This is a genomic window from Thalassospira alkalitolerans (assembly GCF_002115745.1).
GTDB lineage: Bacteria > Pseudomonadota > Alphaproteobacteria > Rhodospirillales > Thalassospiraceae > Thalassospira > Thalassospira alkalitolerans.
The window spans coordinates 210,958-228,430 of record NZ_JFKB01000004.1 but is presented as its reverse complement, the minus strand read 5'-3'; the positions used below and the strand labels follow the sequence as shown (position 1 = coordinate 228,430).

16 protein-coding genes are annotated in these 17,473 nt (G+C 52.5%); 9 read left to right on the top strand and 7 right to left on the bottom strand.

Going from position 1 to position 17,473, the window contains the following annotated elements; translation table 11 throughout:
- Nucleotides 1-12 precede the first annotated feature (12 nt).
- Nucleotides 13-1,038: an NAD(P)/FAD-dependent oxidoreductase gene (locus TALK_RS07750; RefSeq protein WP_085617552.1), complete on the bottom strand. Its 1,026-nt coding sequence runs from the start codon at nucleotides 1,036-1,038 to the stop codon at nucleotides 13-15.
- A 173-nt stretch (nucleotides 1,039-1,211) separates the two neighbouring features.
- On the opposite strand from TALK_RS07750, the gene TALK_RS07745 reads away from it, so the two are divergent.
- The gene (locus TALK_RS07745) at nucleotides 1,212-2,810 is read left to right on the top strand and encodes a choice-of-anchor I family protein (RefSeq protein WP_169714973.1); all 1,599 of its coding nucleotides are present in this window, start codon (nucleotides 1,212-1,214) and stop codon (nucleotides 2,808-2,810) included.
- A 139-nt stretch (nucleotides 2,811-2,949) separates the two neighbouring features.
- Here the strand turns inward: TALK_RS07745 and TALK_RS22255 are convergent, their stop codons facing one another.
- Nucleotides 2,950-3,111 carry a hypothetical protein gene (locus tag TALK_RS22255; RefSeq protein ID WP_245829767.1) on the bottom strand — a complete coding sequence of 54 codons (162 nt, stop codon included), beginning with the start codon at nucleotides 3,109-3,111 and terminating at the stop codon, nucleotides 2,950-2,952.
- On the opposite strand from TALK_RS22255, the gene TALK_RS07740 reads away from it, so the two are divergent.
- Nucleotides 3,034-3,717, top strand: a complete 684-nt coding sequence (locus TALK_RS07740) for a response regulator (protein ID WP_245829775.1) — start codon at nucleotides 3,034-3,036, stop codon at nucleotides 3,715-3,717. The two genes, TALK_RS22255 and TALK_RS07740, sit on opposite strands and share 78 nt — an antisense overlap.
- A 17-nt stretch (nucleotides 3,718-3,734) precedes the next feature.
- The gene (locus TALK_RS07735; RefSeq protein WP_085617548.1) at nucleotides 3,735-5,243 is read left to right on the top strand and encodes an ATP-binding protein; all 1,509 of its coding nucleotides are present in this window, start codon (nucleotides 3,735-3,737) and stop codon (nucleotides 5,241-5,243) included.
- A 142-nt stretch (nucleotides 5,244-5,385) separates the two neighbouring features.
- On the opposite strand, the gene TALK_RS07730 is transcribed toward TALK_RS07735, so the two are convergent.
- The 5 genes from TALK_RS07730 to TALK_RS07710 form a co-directional block, all read right to left on the bottom strand.
- Nucleotides 5,386-6,498 carry an ABC transporter ATP-binding protein gene (locus TALK_RS07730; protein ID WP_085617546.1) on the bottom strand — a complete coding sequence of 371 codons (1,113 nt, stop codon included), beginning with the start codon at nucleotides 6,496-6,498 and terminating at the stop codon, nucleotides 5,386-5,388.
- A gap of 4 nt (nucleotides 6,499-6,502) precedes the next feature.
- Entirely contained in the window at nucleotides 6,503-7,390 is an 888-nt protein-coding gene (locus TALK_RS07725; protein ID WP_085617544.1) for a carbohydrate ABC transporter permease, read from the bottom strand.
- A complete protein-coding gene (locus tag TALK_RS07720; protein ID WP_085617542.1) occupies nucleotides 7,383-8,291 on the bottom strand; it encodes a carbohydrate ABC transporter permease in 909 nt (302 codons plus the stop codon). Before TALK_RS07720 ends, TALK_RS07725 begins: the two co-directional genes overlap by 8 nt.
- Before the next feature lie 99 nt (nucleotides 8,292-8,390).
- Nucleotides 8,391-9,653 carry an ABC transporter substrate-binding protein gene (locus TALK_RS07715; RefSeq protein ID WP_085617540.1) on the bottom strand — a complete coding sequence of 421 codons (1,263 nt, stop codon included), beginning with the start codon at nucleotides 9,651-9,653 and terminating at the stop codon, nucleotides 8,391-8,393.
- A gap of 362 nt (nucleotides 9,654-10,015) precedes the next feature.
- On the bottom strand, nucleotides 10,016-11,296 hold the full coding sequence (locus tag TALK_RS07710) for an ABC transporter substrate-binding protein (protein ID WP_085617538.1): 1,281 nt from the start codon (nucleotides 11,294-11,296) through the stop codon (nucleotides 10,016-10,018).
- A gap of 395 nt (nucleotides 11,297-11,691) precedes the next feature.
- Here TALK_RS07710 and TALK_RS07705 point away from each other — a divergent pair, with 395 nt between their 5' ends.
- The 6 genes from TALK_RS07705 to cueR all read left to right on the top strand — a co-directional run bounded on the left by TALK_RS07705 (nucleotide 11,692) and on the right by cueR (nucleotide 17,459).
- Nucleotides 11,692-12,483: a prephenate dehydrogenase gene (locus tag TALK_RS07705; protein WP_085617536.1), complete on the top strand. Its 792-nt coding sequence runs from the start codon at nucleotides 11,692-11,694 to the stop codon at nucleotides 12,481-12,483.
- A gap of 290 nt (nucleotides 12,484-12,773) precedes the next feature.
- Complete coding sequence (locus tag TALK_RS07700) at nucleotides 12,774-12,938, top strand: DUF1127 domain-containing protein (protein ID WP_007089389.1); 165 nt, start codon at nucleotides 12,774-12,776, stop codon at nucleotides 12,936-12,938.
- A 467-nt stretch (nucleotides 12,939-13,405) separates the two neighbouring features.
- Nucleotides 13,406-13,882, top strand: coding sequence for a bacterioferritin (gene bfr, locus TALK_RS07695; RefSeq protein ID WP_085617534.1), 477 nt, complete (start codon nucleotides 13,406-13,408; stop codon nucleotides 13,880-13,882).
- Between the two features lie 21 nt (nucleotides 13,883-13,903).
- Entirely contained in the window at nucleotides 13,904-14,395 is a 492-nt protein-coding gene (bfr, locus tag TALK_RS07690; protein WP_085617532.1) for a bacterioferritin, read from the top strand.
- 194 nt (nucleotides 14,396-14,589) lie between these two features.
- Nucleotides 14,590-17,079 carry a heavy metal translocating P-type ATPase gene (locus tag TALK_RS07685; RefSeq protein ID WP_085617731.1) on the top strand — a complete coding sequence of 830 codons (2,490 nt, stop codon included), beginning with the start codon at nucleotides 14,590-14,592 and terminating at the stop codon, nucleotides 17,077-17,079.
- Nucleotides 17,076-17,459, top strand: coding sequence for a Cu(I)-responsive transcriptional regulator (gene cueR, locus TALK_RS07680; RefSeq protein WP_085617530.1), 384 nt, complete (start codon nucleotides 17,076-17,078; stop codon nucleotides 17,457-17,459). Before TALK_RS07685 ends, cueR begins: the two co-directional genes overlap by 4 nt.
- Nucleotides 17,460-17,473: the final 14 nt, after the last annotated feature.

Below are 17,473 nucleotides of genomic sequence, written 5' to 3'. Positions count from 1 at the left end.
TTGCCATGGGGATCAACTGGTCAGAGTTTCGATCATGGCATGTGCCGCGCATTTTCCGCTGCGCCATGCGGCTTCGACCCGTGCGCCAAGGCACCAGTCACCTGCGGCAATTATTCGACCCTTCATCCCGGTTAAATGGCTTTGGCCAAGCGGTGTTTCCGTTCGGGCATATCGCCAGCGATGGGCGTCGATTGATATGATTTCGGGAAGTCGGCTGCCACATATATCGCGAAATTTTTCCAGTAAGCGCGATGCGACACGTTCGTTGTCGTCTTCCAGATTGTCACGGGACCATTCTGTGGTGGCGTGCAAAACCCAAAGATCCGGTGATGGTCTGTGGGGCAGATTATTATTATTGTCGCTTCGCGCGGCCCAACTGATGGCAGGGTCAGGATGGACCATGGCGTCAAATACCGTGGGTAAAGGGTTGGCAAATGCGATCATTGCTGACCAGCAGGGAGCAATTTTAACGTTATTGATGACATCAAACCGCGGGCTTAAGGGCTGTAACAGTTCGGCGGCTTGAAGGGCCGGTGCAGTTGCGATTACACCGTCAAAAGGACCAAATTCCTGACCAAGATTATTATGCAGGACAAATTCACGGGGGCCACGTGGTTCAATGCTATTGATGTGGTGACGGGTGCGAATTTCAAATGAGGTCAGAAGGGGCGTGACCAGCTTGTTCATTTGTGGCGCGCCCTGATACCAAATGTCGGCGGCGGTGTTGCCATCCGCAATCGGGCGTGGCGTCTGTTGTCTTTGGGCTTGCTGGCCGTGATACAGGTTGGGCCGCCAGTCGCGCGCTGAATTTTGGCTTACGGCATGGCGCAGGAAGGCACGGAATGCCGGATCACGTGCCGTCACATATTGGGCGCCATGGTTGAAATTGCCAAATTCGGTTCGTCGGGTCGCAAGCCGCCCGCCTGTGCCGCGGCTTTTTTCAAAGACCGTCACATTGATGCCAATGCCATGCAGGGTCGATGCTGCCTTAAGGCCAGCCATGCCCGCACCGATCACGGCGATATTGATCGTGGCCATTCTTGCTGTTTCCAACTGATTTTCGTGAACGGTTATTGCTTTAGGTTGATTGTGGCTGTTCAGAGCATAGCGGGGTTCAGGAAATTTATGAAACTGTCACGGCGTCGTCATCAAACTGTTACGGCTTGTTTGCAGGTTGTCAGCCACGGTTAATTCAGTTTTCAGGGGGAACTATGCGTTATTCATTAATGGCGACTGTTGCGATGTCTGTGCTTCTTGGGGCTTGTGGGACAGCGGCGACGTCAAAGAACGTTGCGATGGGGCTTGATACGGCAACACCGGCGGCCAAACCGCTTTCGATCCTTTCAATGGGCGAATATCGCACCGGCGTGTTTGATGAAAGTGCGGCTGAAATTCCGGCATTTGATCCGGTGACCAAGCGTATTTTTGTTGTGAATGGTGGGGATAAGGCCATCGACATTCTTGATCTGTCGAACCCCAATGAAATCACCAAAACCGGTTCGCTTGATCTGTCGAACTGGGGCAAAGCCGCCAACAGCGTTGCCGTTCATGATGGCGTTGTGGCTGTTGCTGTTGAAAACAACGACAAACAGGCCGTTGGCAAGGCCGTGTTCTTCACGACCGATGGTGATTTCATCGCGGCGGTTACGGTGGGCGCCTTGCCTGATATGATCAAATTTACCCCGGATGGTAAATATGTTTTGGTTGCCAATGAAGGCGAACCAAATGATGCCTTTGACAATGATCCGGAAGGCAGCGTTTCGATCATTCCGGTATCGGGTGATGTGGCCAAGTTAACGGATGCGGATGTTCGTAACGTTGATTTCGCCTTTTTGAATGATGCGACGCTTCCATACGGCATGCGGGTATCGAACCCGGGCACGTCAAGTGTTGCACAGGATGTTGAGCCGGAATATATCGCCGTCTCGAAAGACAGTAAAACGGCCTATGTGTCGCTTCAGGAAAATAACGCTGTTGCGATCCTTGATATTGCAACCGCCAGCGTGATCCGTGTTGCCGGTCTTGGGTTCAAGGACCATTCGGTCAATGCGTTTGATGCCAGCGACAAGGACGGCAAGATCAATATCCGCACCTGGCCGGTGATGGGGATGTATATGCCCGACACCATTGATACGATTGAAATCGATGGCAAAACCTGGGTGCTGATCGCGAACGAAGGCGATTCCCGCGATTATGATGGCTATAGCGAGGAAACCCGCGTCGGCAAGTTGACCCTTGATCCGGTAGCATTCCCGAATGCGGCAAGCTTGCAAAAGGATGAAAACCTGGGCCGCCTTAAAACCACCAAGGCACAGGGCGACATTGACGGCGATGGCGATTTCGATGTGATTTATAGCTATGGCGCGCGGTCGTTCTCGGTTCTCGATGCGGGTGCCAAGATGGTCTATGACAGCGGCGATCAATTCGAACAGTATATGGCCGCCAATTATGGCAATGTTTTCAATGCCTCGAACACTGAAAACTATAGCCGCGATAACCGTTCGGATGACAAGGGGCCGGAACCCGAAGGTCTTGCATCGGGTTACGTCAATGGAACGCCTTATGCCTTTATCGGTTTGGAACGTCAGGGCGGCTTTATGGTCTATGATTTGACCAATCCGGTTAATCCGCAATTCGTGACATATCATTCTGATCGTCGATATTCCGGAAGCCCGGAAGCCGACACCGCGGGTGAACTTGCCCCGGAAGGGATGCTGTTTGTTGATGCCAAAAACAGCCCGACGGGCAATGCAATGTTGATCGTCGCATCCGAAGTATCGGGAAGCACCAAGGTTTATGACCTGAAATAGGTCACCTAACACGTTGGGGAAGAAGATTTTCTTTAGGAAAGCCGGGGGTTTTAACCCCGGCTTTTTCATTTATCCCCGGCATTGGGTAAAATAGTTCAAACCCGGGACAATATGCACTAAACTCCGCGCGACAGTCCGGTCACGGACCTGTCGGATCCAAGGGAGGCGGAGACTGAGTACGCGGCGTGAACCCCATATTCTGGTTGTCGATGACGATCAGGAAATCCAGAAGCTCCTTAAAAAATTCCTGCTGCAGCACGGGTTTCGTATCACCACCGTTTCTGACGGCGGCGAGATGCATCGTGCCTTGCGCGATTGGAATATTGATCTGGTCATCCTTGATATCATGTTGCCCGGCGAGGACGGTTTTGCGCTGTGCCGTGACGTGCGGCGCAATTCCAAGGTGCCGATTGTAATGCTGACAGCGGTTGGCGAGGATACAGACCGTATTCTTGGCCTTGAACTTGGCGCCGATGATTATTTGACCAAGCCGTTCAACCCGCGTGAATTGCTGGCGCGTATTCGCGCCGTATTCCGCCGGTTTGAAACCGGGACGGTCACACAAGTCCATCATGAAGAAGTGACCAGCCAGAAGATCCTGTTTGCCGACTGGACACTGGATATCGGATCACGCGAACTGCGTGATCTTGATAATGTCGCGGTGCATCTGTCGACCGGGGAATTTTCGCTTTTGCTTGCATTGGTCAAGCATAACAAGCGTCCCTTATCCCGTGAACAGCTTGTCGATATCGTGCGGGGTCAAAGTTCAATCCCGTTTGATCGCAGTATCGATATTCAGATCAGCCGTTTGCGCCGCAAGATCGAAAAAGATGTCAAAAATCCCAAGTTAATCAAGACCGTGCGTGGCATTGGTTATCAGTTCTGTGCTGATACAAGGACGGTTTAGATACCGGGATCCGATCCATGACAGATCATAATGGTGCGTTTTTCGAATATATGCGGCGGTTTAAACCCCGGACGCTGGGCGGGCGCATTTTCATGATCATGATGGTCGGCGGATTAATCATCGCCGGTATCAGTTCTATAGCATCGAGTTACATTATCGAACGCAGCGAACGGATCAGCCGGGCCTATACGCTGGGTTTTACCATTCGCGAACTTATCCTGATTGCCGAAAACCCGGATTTGCATGGCAACGTCATCGATATTGCCGCACGCGATGGATTGACGGTGCGTATGCTGCCGCAAGACGATATCGGCACCATCCTTTTATTCTCGCGACCGGCCCAGCATATCGCCATGCCGGCACGTTTGGCCGATACCGGCTGGCCGACATCGGTAAAGGTGCATTTCCGCCGCGGGCGACTTGGCGCAGAGCAGCGTGATCTGATTGAAACGGCGGAAAACCCCAGTTTGTTCTTTGCCGGATTATCGCGTGAAATCGCACGTCAGGGGTTGGAAGCCCGGGTTGAAATCATGTTGCCGTCCGGCATGCGCATGTTGTTATCCCATCCTGTTCTATGGTCGGATTATTCATCGCCATCGATGGTTTTTGTGATGTTTATGGTCGGGGTGATTGCTGTTTTGGCGGTGTTCGCAGCCTTGGCCGATCTTTTGGCTGGTCCATTCAAGAATTTGGCTGAAATCATCATGCGCCAGGGTGACGAAGTTGACGGTCCCCCGGTCGAAGAACGCGGCCCGACCGAGGCCCGTTCCATGGCGGCGGCCTATAACGGGCTTCGTGAACGGATTTCAAGCATGCTGGGCGACCGGACCCGCATGTTGGCCGCGATTTCGCATGATTTGCGCACCCCAAGCACGCGCCTGCGGTTACGCGCGGAATTCATCGAGAATGACGAGTTACGTGAAACCGTGCTGCGCGATCTTGATGAAATGGACGGGTTGTTAAACGATGCGCTGGATTTCCTTGGGGACTGGATTCACAAGGAAGATGAACAGACGGTTGATTTTACATCGGTCCTTGAAGCCATCTGTGATGATTATGCCGATCTTGGCCGACCGGTTAGTTTCGAAGGGCCACAGCCGCTGCGTTTCAGTTCGGTTCATACGGTTTTCGGCGGCGGGGACGAAGCCCATTCCTTTGGCGACAAGCGTAGTATCCGATTGACGTGTCGCCCCGGAACACTCAAACGGGCCTTTACCAATCTGATCGAGAACTCCCTGAAATATGGTTATCGCGCCTTTGTCAGTCTTGATGCGACGGCCGATACGGTTCTGATCTCGGTCCGGGACGAGGGGCCGGGCATTGCCGAGGAATATCAGGAAAGTGTCTTTTTGCCATTTTTCCGGGTTGAGGGATCGCGCGCGCGCAGCACCGGGGGCAGTGGCCTTGGTCTGTCGATTGTGAAAACTGTGATTGATGCGCATGACGGAACCATACGGCTGCGTAATTTGCCGCGGCGTGGTTTGGAAGTTACCATTTCCTTGCCACGGCGGGTTAGCCGCAATTAAAAAACGATCCGGAATTAATTCCGGACCGTTTTATTCTGTTTTAGATCGTCTGATTACCGACGGAAACAGGCGGGGCAGGGCAAAAAACCGTACCCCAGATAGAAGAACGGCGGGTGGCCCCCAGAACCACCCGCCGATCAGATCAGATCCGCAGTTCCGTTGCCGGATCAAACAGACTGATCTGAGACATATCGGCCGAGAATGTCATTACCTCGCCCGGATGCGGTGCCCGGTCCGGGCGGACACGGGCAACAATTTCCTTACCGCCGATTTCAACAACCGTCATGGTGTCGGCACCGGTTGGTTCGATGACTTCGACCTTGCAATCGAAATTGACATATTGGCTGTCAGGCGCATCTGAACCGGTGCGTTTATGCGTCAGACCTTCGGGGCGGATGCCGAAAACGACGTCCTTGCCGATATAGGCCTGATAGCTTTCCGGTGCATCTTTCAGCGGCAGAACGATTGGATCGTTGTCACGCTTGATCGATACGGCCAGACGGCCATTGTCATTGATCAGGGTCGCATTGATGAAGTTCATTGACGGCGAACCGATGAAGCCGGCAACAAAGATGTTGTTCGGGCGTTCATAGATGTTCTGCGGCGTATCAAACTGCTGCAGGATGCCGTCTTTCATAACCGCAATGCGCGATGCAAGGGTCATGGCTTCGATCTGGTCATGGGTCACGTAAACGATGGTCGAACCCAGACGCTGATGCAGTTTCTTGATCTCGGTGCGCATGTCGACACGCAGCTTGGCATCAAGGTTTGACAGCGGTTCGTCAAACAGGAAGATATCCGGATCACGAACCAGCGCGCGGCCCATGGCAACACGCTGGCGCTGACCACCCGAAAGCTGGGATGGCTTGCGATCCAGCAGGGGTTCGATCTGAAGCAGTTTGGCAACATCGGCAACAGCCTTGTCGCGGTCTTCATTCGAAACACCACGGATTTCCAGGCCAAAGGTGATGTTCTTGCGCACCGTCATATTCGGATAGAGCGCATAGGACTGGAACACCATGGCGATGTTACGGTCTTTGGGGTGGACATCGTTGATCACGCGATCACCGATGCGGATTTCCCCGCCGCTGGAACCTTCCAGGCCTGCAATCAGGTTCAGAAGGGTAGATTTGCCGCAACCCGACGGACCGACCAGAACAAGGAACTCGCCGTCTTCAATAGCAATATTGATTTCTTTGAGAACCTCGACGGGGCCGTAGGCCTTACGAACTTTATCAAGGGTGAGTGATGCCATTTGCTTATCCCTTCACCGAACCGGCGGTCAGGCCGCGGACGAAGTATTTGCCGGCAAGAACATAAACAAGCAGGGTCGGCAGGCCGGTCAGCAGGGCTGTGGCCATATCAACGTTGTACTGTTTTACGCCGGTAGTTGTGTTGACGATATTGTTGAGTGCGACAGTCATCGGTGCGTTGTCGCCAGAAGCGAACGATGCGCCAAACAGGAAGTCGTTCCATATCTGGGTAAACTGCCAGATGACCGACACCACGATGATCGGGGTCGAAATCGGCAGGATGATGCGCCAGAAAATGGTAAAGAAACCGGCTCCGTCGATGGTGGCGGCCTTAACCAGTTCATCCGGGATCGACACATAATAGTTCCGGAAAAACAAAGTGGTAAAGCATAGGCCGTAAACCACATGGACAAGGACCAGACCCGAAGTCGAACTGGCAAGGCCAAGTTTCCCAAGGACCATTGACATCGGCAGCAGCACGACCTGGAACGGAATGAAGCAACCAAACAGCAGCAGGGCGAATACGATATTGGCACCCTTGAAACGCCATTTGGTCAAAGCATAACCATTGATCGCGCCAAGGAAGGTCGAAATCAGGACCGCCGGAACTGCCATTTTGACAGAATTCCAGAAATAGATCTTGATCCCCGAACATTCCACGCCAACACAGGCTTCATTCCAGGCATAGGTCCATGCATCGAATGTAATGACGCGCGGCAGGGAAATCAGCGAGCCTTCCCGGATTTCGCTAAGCGATTTCAAAGAGGTCGAAATCATAACGAAAAGTGGGAAAAGATAGTAAATCGCGAACAGGGTCAGAACGAGATAGAGCAACCCGCGCAGAATGGTGTTTTTCCAACCTGTGTCGTGGCTGTAATGCTGAATATCAGCCATTTTTCTTGCCTCCGCGCAGTTCGGAATACAGATACGGCACAATGATAGCCATCACGGTCGCCAGCATCATCATGGCACTTGCGGCCCCAATACCCAGCTGATTGCGCTGGAAGGCCATCGTGTACATGAAGGTTGCCGGAAGATCGGATGAATACCCCGGGCCACCGCCGGTCAGCGCAATAACAAGGTCGAAACTTTTAACGGCCAGATGGGCCAGAACGACGATTGCACTTAGGAAAACCGGGCGGATTGACGGGATGATAATGCCGAAATAGATGCGGGGCAGGCTGGCGCCATCCATATAGGCTGCGCGAATGATGTCTTGATCGACGCCGCGCAATGCCGCAAGGAACATTGCCATGATAAAGCCCGATGCCTGCCAGACGGCAGCGATCACCACGGTATAGATCGCCATGTCTGAATTGACCAGCCAGTCGAATTTAAAGCTGGCCCAGCCAAGATCGTGCATCATGCTTTCCAGGCCAAGGCCCGGATTAAGAAGCCATTTCCAGACAGTCCCGGTCACAATGAAGGACAGAGCCATCGGATACAGGAAAATAGTACGAAGTGCGCCTTCGGCGCGAATACGCTGATCCAAAAGAACCGCCAGAAGGCAGCCGATGATCAGGCAGGTAACGATGAACAATCCGCCGAAGATCAGAAGGTTCTCGATGGCAACATGCCAGCGTTCCATTTGCCACAGTCGTTCATATTGACGCAGACCGGCCCAATCCCAGACCGGAAGCATGCGTGATTTTGAAAACGACATATAGCCCGTCCACAGAATGAACCCGTAGACGAAAAACAGGGACGCAGCAAAGGACGGTGCAACAACGATCTTGGACAGATGACGTTGGATGCTGGCCGTCAGGTTGCTTACGGTGCTTGAAGAAGCCCCCATACCCTTTGCCTCAAAATTTAAAGTAGCTGGAATCCGGCCCCGGAAACTTCCGGGGCCGGTGCGTAAGTCAGTCTATGTGACTGTACAGATCAGAGAAGATCAGTCTTTGGCCAATTCAATGGCTTCGACCAGACGTTCGACAGCTTCGTCGGACGACATGTCGGAGTTGAAATGTGCCGTGACAACGTCAACGATGGCCCCGGAAAGGTGGCCACGCAACGCCATGCCATGTGCCATGGACGGAAGGAACCCACCCACATCCTGGGCTGCTTTAAGGTCAGCTTCGGATTTAACAGCGCATTCGTCAAACTTGTCCATCGGGACGCCCAGACGTGCCGGGATCGACCCTTTAAGCAGGTTGAAGGTTTCCTGGAATTTCTCACCAACGATCAGCTCGGCCAGAAGTTTCTGACCTTCGATCTTGTCATCACCGGAAACTTTGAACATTGCAAAGCTGTCGGTGTTGAACAGGTAACCATGCTCGGACGGGGTCGGGGCGCAAAGGAAGTCTTTGCCCGGAACTTTGCCAGCAGCAAGGAATTCGCCCTTGGCCCAGTCACCCATGATCTGCATGGCGGCGTCGCCATTCATGATCATTGCGGTTGCAAGGTTCCAGTCACGACCCGAGAAGTCAGGATCGACATAACCACGAATTTTACGCATCTGGTCAAAGACGGCTTTCATGGTGTCGGACTTCAATGCGTCTTCGTCCAGATCAACCAGTGCTTTCTGGAAGAATTCCGGGCCACCAACGCCAAGGACAACGGTTTCGAAGATGGTTGCGTCCTGCCAGGGCTGACCACCATGGGCGACCGGGGTAATACCGGCAGCTTTAAGTTTGTCAGCAAGGGTGTTGAATTCGTCCCAAGTGGTCGGGACAGCCGTTGCGCCGACTTTCGCCAGCAGTTCCGGGTTTGCCCAGATCCAGTCGACACGGTGAATGTTGACCGGAACAGCGACATAATCGCCTTCATATTTCATGACGGCCTGAATTGCCGGCGGAAGGACTTTGTCCCAGCCTTCTTTTTCAGCAACGTCATTAAGATCGGCAAGCGCACCCTGTTCGGCCCAATCCTGGATCGCCGGGCCTTTAAGCTGAACCGCGGCCGGGGCATCGCCCGACAGAACACGCGAACGCAGCACGGTCATGGCAGCGTCACCGCCGCCACCGGCAACCGGGCTATCAACCCATTTGCCGCCATGTGCTTCGAAATCTTCTTTAAGGGCTGCAACAGCTTTGGCTTCACCGCCCGATGTCCACCAATGCAGGACTTCGGCAGTCGGTTCGGCATGTGCAAAGCTTGCAGTCGCAAGAGCTGAGATCGCCACACTTGTGGCGAGGATGGTTTTGCGCAGATTCATTTAGGTTTCCTCCCTGGCTTTAAACCAATTGCAGCGACAACATGCTGCGTGAGAGGACCCTTTGCACTTACAAAACTGTAACAAGGCGTTTCCAGATCGCGAACTGAAACAAACGGTTACAAAAATAGCATCCTATTTGTAATTATATTGCAGGGCAGCAAAAATAATTAGCGCGTTTATGTGCAAGACAGTTGTTCCATCTGTGCATAATTCGTCGAATTGTTGTCCTATTTGCAACCATCGGGCAAAGATGGTGCGGAGCGTAATTGCAGTAAGGCAAGATATAGGGCAATCGTCATATCTTAAAATTGGCCCGTTTTAGTCTTGTTTCAAAGGATATAAAACGGGCCGAAATGATGATTTTAGTCGCGCGCAAGTTCAATGTTTTCAAGCAGCTTGCTGACGGCGTCGTCCGACGACATATCGGAATTGAAATGCGATGTGACGGTATCGACAATTGCCCCGGTCAATGCCCCAGGCAAAGCCATATCCACCCCTACCGACGGCAGGAAGCCGTCAGACCCTTGGGATGCTTGCATGTCTTTTTCCGATTGCAGGGCGCATTCGTCAAATTTGTCCATCGGGACGCCCAGACGTGCCGGGATCGACCCTTTAAGCAGGTTGAAGGTTTCCTGAAATTTTTCACCCACGATCAGTTCGGCCAGAAGTTTCTGGCCGGCGACTTTGTCGTCCCCTGAAACTTCAAACATGGCAAAGCTGTCTGTGTTGAACAGATATCCGTCCTTTGACGGGGTGGACACACAAAGAAAGTCTTTGCCCGGAACTTTACCCGCCGCAAGGAATTCGCCTTTGGCCCAGTCCCCCATGATCTGCATCGCAGCTTTGCCATTCATGACCATTGCCGTTGTCAGATTCCAGTCACGGCCGGAAAAATCGGCGTCGACGAAGCCGCGCAGAATACGCATTTCATCGAACACTTTTTTCATCGTGTCAGATTTCAGGGCTTCTTCATCCAGATCGATCAGTGCCTTTTGATAGAATTCAGTGCCGCCAATCCCCAGAACCACGTTTTCAAAAAGAATGACTTCCTGCCATGGTTGACCACCAAGTGCCAGTGGGATGACACCCTTGGCCTGAAGTTTTTCGGCGAGTGTGTTGAATTCATCCCAGGATTTTGGCACATCGCCAGCGCCAACACTGGCAAGTAGTTCCGGGTTGGCCCAGATCATATCCGTCCGGTGAATGTTCACCGGAACGGCAACATAATGCCCATCATATTGCATCAGGGTTTGTAATCGTTTGGGCAGGATATCGTTCCAATGTTCCTTTGTTGCGACATCGTCAAGGTTCGCCAATGCGCCCTGTTCGGCCCATTCGAGGATTGCCGGGCTTTTAAGCTGTACTGCCGTTGGGGCATCCCCCGAAAGAACCCGTGAACGCAGGACCGTCATCGCGGCTGATCCGCCGCCACCTGCGACGGGGCTGTCGATCCATTTGCCGCCGTGACCTTCGAAATCTTTCTTAAGCGCGGATGCGGCCTTGGCTTCGCCGCCGGATGTCCAATAATGCAAAACTTCGACTGTTGGCTCGGCCCGGGCATTGGGCATGGTCAATGCAAAGACAGGCAGGCAGATCGCGGCCAGCATGGTCCCGCGGCTGAGAATATTGTGTGTGAGTTTCATTTCTTCCTCCCGGAGTTTTTAATTTTTACCGCAACACCTTGCGACCTGACCGTGAAGATTGCATCGGGCTTACTGTAACGAATTGTGTCTATTTGGCGTATTGAAACAAATTGTTACCATAAATGTTAGCGCTAACATAATTGGACGAAGAATTGTTTCTTTGGCAAATTGCCGCAGACCTGATGATGCAGGGGGTAATCGATTTTCGTCACATATTGACAACGCGGCACTTGGCATTGTTAATTATCGGCATGAAAACCGTTATTTGCCTGTTTGCTGATTTCTATTACGGCCCTGCCACATAAGGCGGGGACGTTTTCTATGTTCAACCGCTGCGTCGTCGGCGGTTGAAATATAAAACAGGCACCGGCATCGCAGCTCTGCGGAGACAGACGATGCCTTCTTTATTTCCATTTTCTTCATGCCCGTCGGTCGGGATTTTCGGGTTCGGTGCTTTTGGGCAGTTGATCGCCCGTCATCTTGCCCCATATTTTTCACTGCTTGTCCATGATCGCAATGCAGATGTTTCGGCATCCGCCGGGCAAGGTAATGTCCGGTGTGCTGATCTTGTGGCAACCGCGGCCTGTGATATTGTTATTCTGGCGGTGCCGGTTTCACAAATGGCGTCGGTTATCAGTGATATCTCATCGCATTTGCGGCCCGGTGCCATTGTGCTTGACGTTGGGTCAGTCAAAATTGAACCGGCGCGCCTTATGCGGGCGGGGCTTCCGGATCATGTCGATATCATCGGAACCCATCCGCTATTTGGACCACAAAGTGCACGAGCGGGGATTGCCGGGCTGAAAATCGCCATTTGTCCTGTTCGGGGGCAGCGATTTCGCCGGGTCGCGGCCTTCCTGCGCCGGACTCTTGGCCTGAATGTGTTTGTGGTTACCCCCGAAGAACATGACCGTGAAGCCGCCATTGTTCAGGGGGTTACACATTTGATCGCCAAGGTTCTTGTGCGGATGGATCCGCTGCCAACCCGCATGACGACGGCCAGTTTCGATCTGTTGGTGGGGGCGACTGAAATGGTGCGCCATGATGCACCCGGTGTCTTTTGGGCCATCGAGAACGCCAATCCACATGCAGGTGCTGTTCGGGAACAATTTTTTGCCTTGGCGATGGAAGTTCGCGATCAGCTTCGCGCGGATCAAAGCGAACTTATGCCTTTGGCTGCGGTCTGATGACACATATGTGGCGTATGGGGCAGGGGTATGTTGCGCTGCCGTATATGCAGGAAAACGCCGAAATATATGATTCTGTTTAATTTTTAGTCTGTTTATGGCCATAGGTGATGGAATTGAACCCATTCAACTGTGACGTAATGGAATAGATGATATGCAATCTTTGGCATTGAGAGTTTTCCGGAGTGCGATCATATTGCATTGCAGAAAGTGAAGTGATGAACGCGCCAACCAAAGCGGAGACCCCGCAGGCAAGCGTTCTGTTTTTTTAAAACCCAAGGAGGTTCAACATGTTCCTGTCCAGTATTCTCGTTGCTGTTCGCCGTTGGGCCTATGCACGCTCTGTCGCGAATGAACTCTACAATCTTGACAAGCGTGACCTGGATGATGTCGGAATTTCGCATTGGCAGATCAAAGATGTTGCTCGTAAAGCAGCGCGCGACGCGATCGCCTAAGCCAGACCAAATTTCGACAGCGCCAGTTTATAGGCAGCTGTGTAAGCAGAAGCCGGACATTTTGTCCGGCTTTTTGTTTTTTGGCCTAATGTTGAGTTTTCATTTGAATATTGCGTGATGCAGAAATTGAGGCATCACAGAACCCCGCCGTATGATGAATGGCGTTCGGGGCCTGCAGATGATCGACAAGAACCAGATTGATGGTCCGCTATATCGTTTTGTTCGAGTATGAACGCGATTCGCAACCACAGCTATTTCAAGTGTTTGGAAAGATCTCCTAAATAATTGCAACGATAAGCATTCGCATAGATTTGTCTGCGAATGATTTTTACTTGATGCGTAACTTTAGGAAGTTTACGAAAAAACGCGTAATTTATTGATAATGGTAATCAAAATCGCATTTTTCACTTGAAAAGAGGTTGGGCCGATCCCACTATTTGATCAGACCAATCATCAGGAGTACCCCCATGAAAGGTGATCCCAAGATCATCGGATACCTTAATCGCATTCTGACCAATCAGTTGACCGCGATTAACCAGTACTTCCTGCACGCCCGCATGCTTCGTGACTGGGGTGTCGAAGAAATGGGCGAGTATGAGTACAAGCTTTCAATCAAGGAAATGAAACGCGCCGATGAGAGCATCGAGCGCATTCTGTTCCTTGAGGGGCTGCCTAACCTTCAGAACCTTAACAAGCTTATGATCGGCGAGAATGTCGAGGAAATCGTTTCCTGTGACATGAAGTTCGAGTTGGCAAGCCTTCCGGTATTGCGCGAGGCGATTACCGCCTGCGAACAGGCCGAGGATTTTGTCACCCGTGATCTTTTGGTTAAATTCCTCGAAGATCAGGAAGAACACGTCGATTGGCTTGAGACCGAGCAGTGGCAACTCGAAAATGTCGGGATGCAGAATTACATTCAAAGCCGTTCTGGCGACGGCGACTAACAATTTGGGAGCTTATGCGCCATGAAGGGTAGCAAGAAAGTTATCGACGCACTGAACAAGCAGCTTACGGCTGAATTGTCGGCGGCCGATCAGTACAATACCCATGCTGAGATGTATCTCGATTGGGGACTGCATGCGCTTTACACCCGCATGCATCATGAAAAGGACGAAGAACTCGAACATGCGAAACGTTTGATCGAGCGTATTCTGTTCCTTGAAGGTGTGCCCGATACCGCATCGCGCAGTCCGATCAATATCGGTAAAACCGTGCCCGAGATGATGAAAAATGATCTTGTACACGAATATCATGTGATCGATCTTTTGAAAAAGGCGATCAAGATCGCCGAGAAGGAAGACGATTTTCAGACCCGGAACATGTTGACGGTTCTGCTTGATGACAGCGAAGAAGATCATGCTTACTGGCTGGAACAGCAGATCCGTTTGATCGATATGATGGGCCTGCCGAACTATATTCAGTTCCGCGCTGTGGGCGAACCCAATCCGCACGGTTAAGACTGTAAACGTATAAGGCTGCAAGACCTCAATCAAAGCCCCGACATTGTTCGGGGCTTTTTTGTGTCTGATCAACACATAGAATAATTTGGTCGGTTTGAATTGCAGGGGTAAAAATTTGCCTTGACCTTCCAGTTGCTGGAACCTCTATGGTCGTCCATATAAGAGTTATCGATCCTCAAATGGTGATTAATATGGACAGGCAATCAGACCCCAATGCGCATGATGCCGGCAATGGTGCGCCTAATGTGCCACCCGCAGCAGATAGCGCGGCGCAACATGATATAACGCTTCAGGTTGGCGGGATGAGTTGTGCATCCTGTGTCGGTCGCGTTGAAAAGGCACTTGCCAAGCTGCCGGGCGTGAATGCGGATGTTAATCTTGCCCTGAACTCGGTCCATATCCGATACGATTCTGCGCGCCATTCGGTTGGGGATCTTGCCGGTGCAATCCGCAATGCCGGATATGTCGTCGAAGATGAAAGCATGTCTTTCGATATTGACGGCATGACCTGTGCAAATTGTGCGCTGCGTGTCGAAAAGGTATTGGGCAAGCTGCCCGGCGTGACCGAGGTCAGTGTGAATTTTGCCATGGAACGTGCCGATCTGCACACTGTTGCAGGGCAGGTTGACGATGCGCAAGTCATCGCAGCCGTTGAAAAGGCCGGATATCATGCTGTATCACGTAACAAATCGGACGCGTCCGTCGATGCAGGGGGCGCCGACGCCAAGAATACCGGTATCGACAAATCCCTTTTATGGCTGGGTGCTGCAATCATCCTGACCGCACCACTTGTGGCGCAGATGATCTGGATGTATCTGGGCGTTGATCTGCATCTTGCCCCCTGGGTCGAGTTGGCATTGGCGACGCCGGTCCAGTTTATCATTGGCTGGCGGTTCTATCGCGGGGCGTGGATGGCGCTGCGCAATGCCAGTGCGAATATGGATGTGCTGGTCGCGCTTGGTACGTCGGCGGCATATTTCCTGAGCCTTTATAACATGCTTGCCGCGGGCGAAAGCGGGCAAACACATCTGTATTTCGAGGCATCTGCCGCCATCGTTACCTTGATTTTGGCGGGCAAGATCATGGAAGAACGTGCCAAGCGCGGGGCATCGGCGGCCATTCGTGAATTGATGGCGTTGCGGCCGCGCCGCGCGCGCAAGTTTGATGCGGTCAATGGCGAGGTCGAAGTTGATATCGCCGAGCTTTCGATTGGCGATATCGTTCGGGTTTTGCCGGGCGAACGTATTCCGGTTGATGGCAAGGTATCGGCGGGCGAAAGTGAATTGGATGAAAGCCTGATTACCGGCGAAACGCGGCCCGTCGCGCGTGTGTCGGGCGATCATGTGGTTGGCGGTGCGGTTAACGGTACCGGGCGTCTGGATATCGAAGTGACGGCGATTGGCGAAGACACCACGCTATCGCGTATCATTCGACTGGTCGAACAGGCGCAAACGGGTAAGGCACCGGTCCAAAAAATGGTCGACAAGGTATCGGGCATCTTTGTTCCGGCGGTCATTGTGATTGCATTGATCACCCTTGGCGGGTGGATGGTATTCGGTGCGACATTTGAAACGTCGATTGTTGCGGCGGTTTCGGTTTTGGTAATTGCCTGCCCATGTGCCTTGGGATTGGCGACGCCAACAGCATTGGTTGCCGGGACGGGGGCTGCGGCCAAAAATGGTATTTTAATTCGTAATTTTGATGCGCTTGAACAGGCGCATAATGTCGATACCGTGGTGTTTGATAAAACCGGAACCCTGACCGAGGGCAGACCTACGGTACGTGATATCAAACCGGTCAAGGATGTAGATCGATCCGATCTGTTGCGCATGGCAGCCGCCGTGCAGGCCGCAAGCGAGCATCCGTTGGCCCGTGCGGTTGTTGATGCGGCGCGTGATCAGGGTGTCAAAATCCCCGATATTACTGATTTCAGCAGCAAGACCGGTGCCGGAGTCATGGCAAAGGTTGAAGGCCGTAAGGTCGTGATTGGTAGCGAAGCCATGTTGGTTGACCTTGGTATTGCATTGCCGGAGGATGATTTTATCAATCAGGTTTCCGAATATGAAAGCCGGGGGCAGACCGTCATTCTGGTGGCCCTGAACGGCAAGTTTTCAGGCTTTATTACGTTGGAAGATCGGATACGGGCATCGGCAAAACAGGCGATTGCGGATCTGAAGGCGCGTGGCATCAATAGCATCATGTTATCGGGCGATGGCGAAGACGTTGCTGCTTATGTTGCGGCCGAGCTTGGGCTTGAAGAGGGACGGGGGCGTATTCGCCCGCAAGATAAGGCACGTGAAGTCGAAAAACTGCGTAAAGCCGGGCGTCATGTGGCGATGGTCGGGGATGGTATTAATGATGCGCCCGCACTGGCCGCGGCTGATGTCGGCATTGCCATGGGCGGTGGAACAGATGTTGCGATGGAAACCGCCGGAATTACCCTGATGCGGTCTGATCCGGCATTGGTGGCGGGCGCGATTGACGTGTCGATCGCCACCCGGCGTAAAATTGCGCAAAATCTGTTCTGGGCCTTTGGCTATAACGTTATCGGTGTGCCACTGGCAGCATTTGGCATTCTAAGCCCGGCAATTGCCGGGGCGGCGATGGCGCTAAGTTCGGTTTCTGTTGTGAGCAACTCGTTGATGCTGCGAGGGTGGAAATCACGGGGGGATAAATCATGAATATTTCCGACGCATCACGCGATAGCGGCCTTCCGGCAAAAACCATCCGCTATTATGAGGATATCGGGCTGGTGAAGCCCGGGCGTCTTGGCAATGGGTATCGTGATTATAACGATGACGACCTGCACAAGTTGCGCTTTTTACAACGGTCGCGAGGGCTTGGATTCTCGGTCGAGGATTGCCGTGGTTTGCTATCGCTTTATGAAGACCGTAACCGGGCTTCGGCCGATGTAAAGGAAATCGCCAAATCACATCTGGCCGAGATCGAACGTAAGATTTCGGAATTGCAAAGCCTGCAAAAGACCCTGTCGCATCTGGTTGACGCCTGTCATGGCGATCACCGTCCGCATTGTCCCATTATCAACGATCTGGCGAGATAGCCATTAATCCCGAA